4 protein-coding genes are annotated in these 11,359 nt (G+C 59.8%); 2 read left to right on the top strand and 2 right to left on the bottom strand.

Annotation, left to right across the window (positions count from 1 at the left end; genetic code table 11):
• The coding region (locus tag ABX749_RS08115) for a hypothetical protein (RefSeq protein WP_372895534.1) at positions 1 to 3,526 on the top strand (3,526 nt) is incomplete at its 5' end.
• Here ABX749_RS08115 and ABX749_RS08110 read toward each other — a convergent pair.
• The gene (locus tag ABX749_RS08110) at positions 3,523 to 5,652 is read right to left on the bottom strand and encodes a TonB-dependent receptor (RefSeq protein WP_372895533.1); all 2,130 of its coding nucleotides are present in this window, start codon (positions 5,650 to 5,652) and stop codon (positions 3,523 to 3,525) included. The genes ABX749_RS08115 and ABX749_RS08110 overlap by 4 nt on opposite strands.
• Between ABX749_RS08110 and ABX749_RS08105 the strand changes: the two genes are divergently transcribed.
• Positions 5,545 to 6,102, top strand: coding sequence for a pentapeptide repeat-containing protein (locus tag ABX749_RS08105; protein WP_372895532.1), 558 nt, complete (start codon positions 5,545 to 5,547; stop codon positions 6,100 to 6,102). The two genes, ABX749_RS08110 and ABX749_RS08105, sit on opposite strands and share 108 nt — an antisense overlap.
• A gap of 222 nt (positions 6,103 to 6,324) precedes the next feature.
• On the opposite strand, the gene ABX749_RS08100 is transcribed toward ABX749_RS08105, so the two are convergent.
• Positions 6,325 to 11,359, bottom strand: a 5,035-nt coding sequence (locus ABX749_RS08100) for a protein kinase (protein WP_372895531.1), incomplete at its 5' end; no start/stop codon positions are given.

Raw genomic sequence — 11,359 nt, 5'->3', positions numbered from 1 at the left:
GGTGACCGGCGCGCAGCCGGCGGCGTTGATCGAATCTCAACTGACGCGGCTTTGCTCGGCGCCCGACCTGGCGCACTTGGAACCGCAAACCGTTGCGACGCTGTTTGATTCCCAAAACGTCAGCCGTCAAACGCTGTGCAGCGATGATCTGCGGGCGTCGTTTTGGATTCGAAAACGGTTCCATGATCTGCAACAGCAACGACTGGCGTGCGTCGACCGAATGTTGTCGCGCAATGGTGGCGAACAGGGGATCGGCCGCAGCCGTTGGCGCGAAGTCGGCGGCGGGTTCGAATCGCTTGCACAATCGGCATCGGAAATCTCGCAAGCGTACAAACTGCGCGACCAAATGCTGCATTCCATCCCACGCATCGCCGAGACGTTGATGAGTGACATGGAGGCGTTCGACTATCAAGAACAGTTTCCCGATAGCCAAACGCGTGCGATCGTCGGACGCGCGATCGATAGCCTCGGCGCACTCGTCTCCAGTTTGCAGCTCCCGCAAGACGACGACAACCAACCGATCGCAGCGCGAGAGCCACAGATTCAGGCGGCCCGTTTGAAGGCGCAAAAGGCGTACGACGCACTGACCGATCGGATCATCGATCGATTGAATCTGGCGACCAAGGAAAAAGCCGGTGATGCCAAGGGTTTGCGTCAAAACTTCGCGCTGCTGGCCGGGTCGGGCACCGACAGGGCGGAATTGCGGCAACGCGTTCACACGCGGCTGTGTGATCTGATTGCCGATGTCAGCGCCGGGGTCGGAACCGTCAAGAGTAATCAACCGGGTCGGGAGGCTACTGAGACGGTGACGACGACGCTGGATCTGATGGCGATCGGCCGCAAGCACGTTTGGGACCATTGGTTGAGCGTGACCGGCGACCCGGCGCTGCTGGGCGCCACGCCCCCGCCGACCGACGGCGATGCCCCGGCACCAAACTTGGTCGAACTGTTTCAAGCCACCGGCGTCAATTTCCGCAAACAGGTGGCTCAGCTCGCCGGGGGACGTTTGGGCGAGCGAACGATGGCCGACGACGTGATTCAGGATCCGGTCCAACGCTCCGAAGAAAAGGCGTCGTTGGAGACCACGCGTCGCAAGATTGAGGGCTGGGACACCTACCTGCGCGCTCGGACGATCCTGTTCACGTACGCTCCCCCGGAAGTCGAAAAGATCGGCAAGGGACGTTTCGCCATCGACCAGCAATTGTTTCTGTTCGACCATGCCTCGCGGACGATGGATGAATATTGGTGTGGTGCACGCGAGGGCGATCAACCGTTCTTCGTCGATGCCGCCAATCGATTGCTTCAATCACGCAATCAGAATCCGCTGTTTCCGACGATCAAACTGAATTTGGACGGGGTGGACTTGAGTGCCCGCTTGGCTTCGTCCGCCGCCGCCGCCGTCGCAAAGCAATCCTTGCAGCCCCAGCCTGCGGAAGACTTTCGCGTGGGCACCTTGTTGAAATTTGTGCTTGGACAGGAGGTGCGGTTTGTGCTGGACCGACCGGCTTCCATTCCCGTCGGGTACGCCTCGATCTGGTCCAGGCTGGGCGATCAGTCCAAGACGGTGTTGTTGGAGCCGCCCGCCGGGGCGCCCTCGGAGCCGTCCAACGCAGCGGCCATTACGGTCCCGATGTCTGTCCCCGCGGACACCGCGGCGGATGAAGCATCGATCGTCACCGGCATGTTTTTCCGCGGCATGCGACGAACCGGACGCATCGCCTTCAAAACGCTGACCGGCGGAACGCGGATGGTGTTTCGGCTACCCAACTATGCCGAGCCGGCGGCCCGCGTCGTCCGCCGCCAGAAAGAACCCGAGCGGTTGTTGTTGGTGATGGATTGTTCGCGATCGATGGGCATCGGTACCAATGCCGGGTTACCGCGTTTGGAGGTGGCGAAGACCGCCGTCACCGGATTCCTAAACGGACTGACGCCGGATGTGGAAGTCGGGTTGATCGTTTTCGGTGATCAATTCGGATTCAAAGAGACGGTGATTAATCCGTTGACCGGCAAGCAGAGTCGTGACGGCAAGACAAAGATCTGGCCGGTCGACGTCAACGGGCAGTATAAATTTCGGGTCGAGCAACTTGTCCAGGGGCAAGTCATCGACGCCGGTCATGTCGCCGGAAACGAAGAGATCGCCAGCAATCCGAACTTTGACGTTCGCGTCGCCGCACCGATCAAGGCGCTCGACGCCCGCCAAGTCCGTGATCTGAGGAACAAGATCTCAAACCTCGGTGCGATCGGTACCACGCCGACCTATCGAGCGATCGTCGAAGCCTACAAGCAACTCGAACGCCGCCGCGGCCACATCATCGTGCTGACCGATGGGTTGCCCGCGACGGTGCACACCGAAGGCATCAACGTCGACGATTTGAGTGATCAGGCACAAGCCCTGTACGCCAAGAATAAGAATACGATCAAACTGACCTTCGTCCGTTACCTGATCAACGCCAAGAAACTCGAGAGCGAATTCCGGGGGGCAAAGTTTCTTGATGCGGCCGACGGCAAGGCGCTGTTGCGGCACCTGCAAAACATCCGCTCCAAACCGGAAGTCTATTGGCAGCGGAATCGCGAAGAAGCGAGCATCAAAGCCGACTTCGATTCGATCGTCTCCATTTCGCAGTGGCCGCCGACCGGTGTCGCGACCCCGAGCGGCCATCCGGTCTTGCCCGCTGAGAATTTCTCCATCCGGGCGATCCTGCCCGATGACAGCGAACCGGTCGACGAATCGACGGAGGTCCGCGTCGAAGGCGGCGAGCAGTTCGAGTTGATTTTGGCGGACAAGCAGCTGACGCACCAACCCTATAATTTCCAGTTCAGTCCGTTCAGCAAGATCGCGACGGAGTTATCCGATTCCAGCCGTTTCCAAGTTCGCGCCGGCGCGATGAGCAGGCGGGTCGACCGGCAGTTGACGATTCAGCTGGCGATCGAAAGTGCCAGTGGTGACCAGGGGAATGGGAAATTCACGCCGCGGCCGTCGGATATCTGGGTCGAACTGACGGGGATTGATAGTCGTGCGGCAAGCGGCGGACGCCAAGAGACGTACTCGTTCAGTCTGCCCGAGTTTCTGGAGCGTCAACCGATTCCGATTCTGCTCTGCCGCATCGATGATTTTGATGCCCGGTATGACCAGGTCGCCGTCAAAGCATGGTTGCGGTTTGGCGATCAACGTCTCGCCGGCACCCCGATTCCGATGGACCGGCCGAATCTGATCACGCTGGACGACCTGCCCGGCGTCTCGTTTCGAACCCAACGGGAACTCAATTCCGGAGGCGGGATTCGCGTCACGGTCACCGAGCAATACACCGACGAACGTGAACCGAACAGCATCCGAGTCCTGCCCTCGCCGCTTCCCGACGAGGCCTCGACGGTCGTCTATCGAGACAAACGGGTCGTCACACGCACCTTTGACTTTGCCAACGCCGAAGTATCGGTGTCGCTCAGTGCGATCGCCGCCGGCGAGATCCAGAAACAGAGCACGCTGGCGGCCAAAGGGGCCGTCCCGATCGACTTCGATAGCCGCTAGTAGTCGACTTCGATACCGAAGTACGGCGTGATGCCGGGCGACAGCACGACGGTTTGCCCGTACGGGGACTGCGGCAGCTGTTGGGCGGGAAGTCGCAAGTTCAGGTGTTCGTAGTAGTTGTTGTCAAACAAGTTTTCGACACCCATGGTGATGTTCACGTTGTTCGTCGGGCGGATGTAACCGCGAAGGTAGCTCGTCGTGAACCCCGGCGTTGCCGTCTCCAACTCCACCACACCGGTCGCCGGAGGCACGGTTCGAAGTGTCGCCAATCGGTCCTGATTGTCGACCATTCGCAAGCCCCATTCGACACCCCATGCATTTTCCGGTCGGGTGTCGGTCAGTCGCAGACCTAAACGTCCCTCCAGCGGATTGATGCCCGACAAGGGCTGGTCGATCTCGCGGTCGCGTCCGTCCAGGTACGCCAGCGTTCCAAACACCTGCCAGCCGTCGACCAGATCGGCTTCGCAATAGTACTCGAAACCAGTCAGCGTTGCGTATTCGGTGTTGATCGCCCGCAGCAATTGAGCCCCGGTCGGATCGCTTACTTCGTTGGCTTGGTAGGTGACATAGTCGACGATCCAGCTGTGGAAACCGCTCAGGCGGGCACGCAGATAGTCGTACTCCATGTTGACACGAGCGTCGACTTGCCAGTTGCGTTCTTTGCTCAGCGTCGGGTCACCGATGATGCGGCTGAATCCGTTTTGGATGATCGCCAAGAACAGTCCGTCGCTGTAGCGCTGTTCCAGGTTCGGCAGGCGTTCGGCATAGCCGAAACCGATACGAGCCTTCCACGCCGGTGCCAGATCGATGTCGTTGGTGAGAAAGAACGCGCTCAGCACGTCGGAGACGTCCAAGTCACTGTTGATCGCCCCCGTTCCCAAGTCGCGGAAATTCGATCGTCCCAGATCCACATCACGCGGATCCGCTTCGGTCTGGGCGAACGAGATGCGTGCCCCGACGGCCGTTTGCAAGAACGGTTTGGGTTTGAAGGAATACTCGGTATACAGACCGGGTTCGAACAGTTCGGCAGCGGGCAGTCCGGTATTGAAACCGAGCAAGGGGTTACCACTCAGGTCATCGAAATCGGACAGGTCAAAGGATTCGTCGATCTCTTGGCGAACGTATCGCAAGTCAAATCCGGCACCCAGCGTCGTGTCGCGGTCGATCTCCTGCGTCACGCCCGCTCGCATCCCGGCGCTGATCAGGTCACCATTGACGGTTCCGAAAAATTCCTGGCCGGGAGCCGCGATGGTCGGAGTCGTCGGGGGGTCCGTGTTGTGGACGCCGACCGCGGCCAGGGCGTCATCGACTCGCTGCAGGACCGGGAAATTGGCCCGGCGTTTACTGCCGTTGCTCGTGTCGCCGTTGAACTCGGTGTAGTTCACCCAACTGTCGACACGATAGGCGAACCCGGCGCGGTCGTCCCGGTGAATCAAACTGTGGGTCAGCCCGTCGCTTTTCAAGTCGTCAACGTCGAAGAACTGGCCGGCGTATTCGGTGTTGTCCTGATCGATGTGCGTGTAGCGAAGCTCGCTGCGGGTCTGGTCGTCGATGTCGTAACCGATTCCGGTGAACAGGTTGAAGGCATCGTAGCTGGACGGAACCAACAGCCCGTCGCCGGCCGCGTAATCGCTACCCTTTCGATAACCGACGTTGGCAAAGTAGCCCAAGCTTTCTCCACCACCGAACAAAGTCATCGTGTTATAGGTTTGGCCGCCATTGGTGCGGACATTCGTGCCCAGACGGATGTGGTTTTCCCAGCCGCAGTTGTATCGCGGTGCGGGAATCGTATCGACGTTTAAGAACGAGAACCCACTGCCGTAGCGCACCGTGTAAGGGCCGCTGTAGACCTGAACGTTTCCGATCAAGGATTGGTCGATCTTGGAAAACACACCGTCCAAGTCGCTACGAACGGGAAACTGGTAGGATCCATCATGCGCGGTGTAGATCTGGCCGTTGTAGAAACCACGGATCCGCGGATCGAAACCCACCTGGCTGCGCTGGCGTGCGCGAACCGTTTGGGTCGTCGGGTTGTTGACCAGGGTTTCACCCATGTCGGGCGTGGCGGTCAAGTTAAAGGTCTGTGCGGTCACGATGTCGACGGCCGGTGCCTCGTTCAGTCCCACCTCGCTGGTACCTTGAACCTGTTCCAAGTCCTCGATAAAGCTGGTCGAATCGACCAACGAAGAGGTGTCGGTGCTCAGTGCCGGCCGGCTGATCAGGCTCCAATCGCCGAAACCGAAGTCTTCGGAGAGTTCGCCGGTGTCGAACGATTCCAGTCCGCCCGAGGGGCCCGCGTCGATCGGCTGAATCCCCTGCTGCCCGACGGTCGCGCTGGGGCTGCCGAACAGGTCTTCCTCTTCGAATTGAGCCGGTATCACACCGGTGCCGACGAGCCGTTCCAGGTCTTCGGCGATGCGAAGGAGCCGGAACTCGGGCTCACTGGCAGCAGGCTCGCTGGCTGCAGGCTCACTGGGTGCGGGCTCACTGGCTGCAGGCTCGCTGGCTGCAGGCTGACTGACTGCGGGTTCATTGACCTGCGGATCTTCGGCCTTCACAGCGGGCATGGAGATTAACGCCACGATCGCCAGCGGTAGCAGGCTTCCTTGCCTTGTTCGAAACATTGCTTTCCCTGTCAACTATCAGTTTAGGTGGGAGACCGATCGACCCTGACGCTTCATCCGTGAACCGTCCGCGCAACCCGTTATCAGGGGTAGATCGACGGCCACCCCCGAATGCCTAAAGCAAATGTTGGGTAAAGATGCGAAACTACCCAGGACTCCTATTTTGACAGATGGTCAGTTTGGCGGATTTTTCAGGTCGTTGACCATTTTGATCGCGTCGTCGACGATCGATTCATAACGTCGGTTGCCGGCCTTTTGGAAACTGATTTTCAGGAAGTCGAGGCAGCGGATGACTTGCTCGTGTTTCCCATCGGCCAGTGCCTGACTCGCACTGCGTTGGCTTTGCTGGATTTTCAAGGCGTCTTGGCCTGCGATTTCGCTGACCCAGTAATTGAGCGAGTAGAGCACCGTCAGGCACAAATTGTTGGTGATGTAGTCCTGGTCTTCGACATAAGCAGGCGGCTGGGGGATCGTGTCGGAGACCGCGGCAAGATCGCAGGCGAAGCGGAAGATGGCATCGGCATCGCGGTTTCGTGCGGCGGTGTCACCCTGCAGAAAAACCTGGGACAGTTGTCGGTAGCTGCCGCCTTGATCGCGATCGAGTCGCGCGTCGAGTTCTCGGGGACCGATCGACAGATCATCGGGTTTGCTAGCGGTTTTGCGTGGGACGCTGGGAATCAGTTCGGTCAGCTGTTCGCGGACACAGCGCGTCGCGATCTTAGCCAATTCATACGTCGCATCATCGCCCTCGCTGAGGGCCGGTTGCTTCTCGCTGCGATCCAGAATTCTCAGCGGGACGGTGAACAGTTCCTTGTCAGGGCAATTTCGGAAGAATGCGATGTCCGACAGCAGCCCCATTCGCATGATCACGTCGACGGTGTCCCCGCGCCCGTCCAAGATCCGCAAGCACTCGATCGCTTCGGCCAGGCGATTGCTTTTGGCCATCACCCAGGCACATTTGCGAGCCAGATCGCTGCGAATACTCAGATGCACCAGATCGTCGCCGACCAACGGGACGGCGGCGAGGGAGAATTGCAGTGCGTCGTTCTGGTTGCCACGTTCCCATTCAACATTGATTTTCCAAACGTACCACTCGGCCGCCTTGTTCGCTTCGACGTCGTTCAGATTGGCGATGTCCGCTGGCCGCGCACCGAGCGATTTGGATGCGTCCGCAAGCGCGTTGTCTTTGGCACTGCCGTCCAACGTCAGCGCCCAGCGATATTCACAACGTCCCAGCGAGAATCGTGTTTTCAGGTCTTGATCGTTCTTGTTCTTGGCCTCGGTGAAGGCGGCGATGGCGAGCCGGAAATGTTCCTCGCGTTGCTTGACCGTTGCCTGGTCGTCTGCGATGGAGCAATAGTGGGCGATGTCTTCGCAAACATTTCCCTTGGTGATGTAGGCAGACACGATCGGGCAGTGGACGTCATCGCCCCATTGTTCGTCGTACAACTCCAACGCCCGGTCGGCTCGGGTCAACGAAGGCTGCAGAAGCCGCAATTTGTCTGGGATTGATTTTTGCAGGAACGCCAATCGGACTCCCAGGTCGGCACTCTTGGCGAAGACTTCATAGAGGAGCCGTCGTTGGTAGGGTTGATCTGCGTCGACCTGTGTGGGGGTCTGACTGAGGACGGATTCGGCGGCGTCGTGGGCTTGGCGGAGAAAGCCGCCGCGTTCCTCCCGTGTCGCGCTGGCGTTGGCCAATCGTTCAAAGCCTTCGCTGCGGAGGAATTGGATGACGTCCTCGGCCTTGCCCGATCGGGAGAGCGTGTCGGCCAGCGTCAGCAACTGGTTTCCATCGCAACTGCGGATATCGACCGCAGCCATGGCAACCTCGATCAGGTATTGACGTGTTTCGACATCGGCCAACGTTGCGTCCTGGGCTGCGATGGCGGAGATCGCGACCTGCTGACGACGAAACAGATCTTGATCCTGAAATTCCGACCGTGTCAGCGGATCCGTGTAGGCGACCGCGGCAAGTTGACAGAGTTTGGTGACCTCGTCCTTCGGCCATTGAAATTCGGGTCGGAAGCCCGACGGCAGCAACTGGTTGTCGTTGAATCGCAACGCTTCGTCGACGACATCGGTGATCGTCGGCAGCACCACCATTCGAATCAACACCCCTTTGGGATTCGATTGCAATGTCCGTGGGCCGAAACGCTCTCGACCGAATCGTTCCAGCAGCGCGCGCGTGGGGCGAATGAGCAGGCGGAGGGCCACCTCGCTTTTGGCTTTCGTGTCCCCGGTCTGTTCCCATCGCTCCAGCCCGATCCGATGCACCGCTCTGAGCAATTGTGTTGACAGTTCCGCTGTCGTTTCCGGGCTGCCCAAGCGGTCGTTGATCAGTCGCGGGATGACGATCGTGGACGCGCCGACGGCGCCGCTCGCCACCGATTGAAGAAACAGTTCGTTTTCCAGCACCGTGGGCAAACCCTGATCGGTCGAGCGCACCAAGGTCTCGGCGAGGTCCAAGTACGACCGGGCGCGACTGACGTCGGAGGCGTTTGCGGATCCTTCGGAATAACGCAGTGACGTGATCTCCTCGTCGGCAATCCCCGAGGTCGCGATGGCTTGGCGGACGAACATCTCGGTTCCCTTGTACAGCCGTGTCGGCCCGAGGGATTCGATCGATTCCCGTGCCGTGGTGGCCAATTGCTCGCCAAGTGGACCGAGGTCTTGGTTCTGCAGACAGGCGGCACAGGCCAACAAATAGTTGGCGTAGCCGTTGGAGATCTGTTCCAAGTATCCGGGGCCGGACGACGTGAGCACTTGGTTGGCCGCGGCAACGACCGCCTGGTCGGCCGAGGAGGCCGCGATTTGTTGCTCCATTCGGATCGCGGCGGCCAGCACGGCTGACTGCGGCGAGCCATCAAGCAGACTCAACCATCCATCGAGGTCCAAATCGGCTCGGCCGGCAGGATCGGAGATCAGTTCGGGGCTTTCACGAAGCAGGGAGATCGCGGCGGCCGACAAAAACGATTCCGGCACCTGCGTGTCAAGTTCGCGCTCAATCCAGCGGGCGGACTTGATTTGCGTGTAAAAACGCGTTGCCGATCGATCGGGATTGTCGAGGATGCGTTGGCCCGTCGAACGCATGAAGCTGGCCAACAAAGGCTGGGCCCGCATCTCACGCAACTCGATGGGCGAGATGTCGGCACTGGTGATCGACGTCAGCGTCCGTTCCAACGCTTGGTCGTCGGAGCGATGTTGCGCCATGGCGCCGACGACAGCCAAGACCGCTTTCTGTTCGGTGTTGATCGAAGTCGCAAGCCGCAATTCTGTGAGCAGACGATCCACCTCGCTCCAGTCAGATTGTCGGACCGCATTGCGAAGTTCGGCGAACTGCTTCTCGGTTCTCAAGTCTGGGAATCCGTCCAGCACACGTTGCTTGGTTTGCTGGCTGATCGTCGCATCGGTTGCGACGGTTTCGGTGACGGCGGGTTCGACCGCCACGGTGAACGTCTCGCGGATTTCCGACCAACGTTGTGAGTACAACGGGTAGGGCCCGAATTGGCGAACCACCGATTCCGCACGGATCAGATCATTGAGTCGCGACTCTTCTAGCCAAGCCTCGGCCGGCCAGGTCTTGATCTCTTGTGTCGGCATGGTCGCCAGCACCGGCAGCAGCGACGCGAGCGTCAAATCGATCGACTGCTGCGCGAAGTCACCGGGGCGCTGCTCGAGCGACTGCCGCAGCGATTGCAGATGCTGTGGCAACGTCTGGCGAAGCGCCTGCAATCGATCGGGCAACGGGCGTGTGCCGAGCAACAGGTCGAACCGGATCGCGGCGGCATGATAGAGCGAGAGGTATTCGGCGCAGGCGTTACTCAGCATCTCGTCGTCGGACGATTGCCAACGTTGCAATCCCAGCCAGATCGGCGACTCGGGTTTCTCGGGTTCGATCACGAGTTCGTCCAAACAACTCGTCAACGAATTAATTTCCTTTTGCGCGATCGCCAAACCCGGTCGTTCTTCATACTGCTTCAACGCCGCGTGAATCTTGTTGATCAATCGGGCGGCCGCATCGGCGAATAACGCATCGGCCTTCGCTTTTAATTCCCCTTCGGATTGCGCGCCGATTTCCGCCGACCGGCTCATCACCTCGGTCAGCGTGACGTGAGATTCCTCAAGCAACAACGGTTCGGTGCGTTCATAGCTTGCCCTGACTTCTTGCAGGTCTTTCGCCACTTCGATGGCGCTGCGACGGAAGACGGAATTAAAACTTTCCGGATGGGCGACACTCCAGATTCCGATTCCGATTCCCACGGCTGCCAACAACACGGCGACAGCGGAGATGATTCGACCGATCGTGATGCCGCCGCTTTTTTCGACACCCGATGCGACAGCCATCGCGTTGATGAATTCGGTGCACGATCCGTATCGCTCGCTGGGCACCCGGCGGAGTGCTTTTTGCAACACCTTGCGTTCGGCAGGGGTGAGCGCGTCGAGATTGAGCTTTCCGGTCGACTTGGCCACCAGCATGCTGGCGTGCGTGGTGATGTCAAACGGCAGCAGACCGGTTCGCAGCTCGTAATACGTCACCGCCAGCGAATACTGATCGACCTGCCGACTGTACCCTTCGTTGTGCAGCACCTCCGGTGGTGCGTAGGCGGGTGTCGCAAAGGCTTGTTGCGTTTGACGCATGTCGCCTTCCATCTGTTTGGCGAGCCCGAAGTCACACACTTGGGCTTCACCACCGACCAGCAAGATATTCTGGGGCTTGATGTCACAGTGGTAGATCTGGTGCTCTTGATTGAGCAGATCGATCGCACTGGCCGACGCACGGAGGTAACGAATCGTTTCGGCGGCGTCCAATCCATACGGCGTGTCGTGGGCGTCGGGGGAAAGTCCGGCTTCCTGACGCACGAATTTCAGCCGATCATAAAGGGTGCAATCACCGAGCCCCATGACGACGATCAATTGCTCGGCGGTGACCTTCGGTTTGGCAGGCTGTCCCTGGGAGCCATGATCTGCCGCGCCCGATCCGCCGGCACCTGGGCCGCTGGCACCTGGGCCGGACGCAGAATAGGACATCCCGGCACCGATCGCCATCGTGCCGCCCATTTCGGCGACGTTGCCGCTATCGGCCGCCGAGGTGGGAGACCCCGCGGGGGGGCTCGCAGGCATGCCGACGCCGGCGGCACTGACCGAATCAAAGGTCAGGTCTTCGGTTTCGCCGTCGGCCAACACGCGGCCGTCGGCGTCTTTCGTC

Origin of the sequence: Stieleria sp. (genome assembly GCF_041595215.1) — a bacterium.
Classification (GTDB): Bacteria; Planctomycetota; Planctomycetia; order Pirellulales; family Pirellulaceae; genus Stieleria; species Stieleria magnilauensis.
Note: the sequence above shows the minus strand (reverse complement) of the source record. Positions and strands in the feature narration are given on the sequence as shown.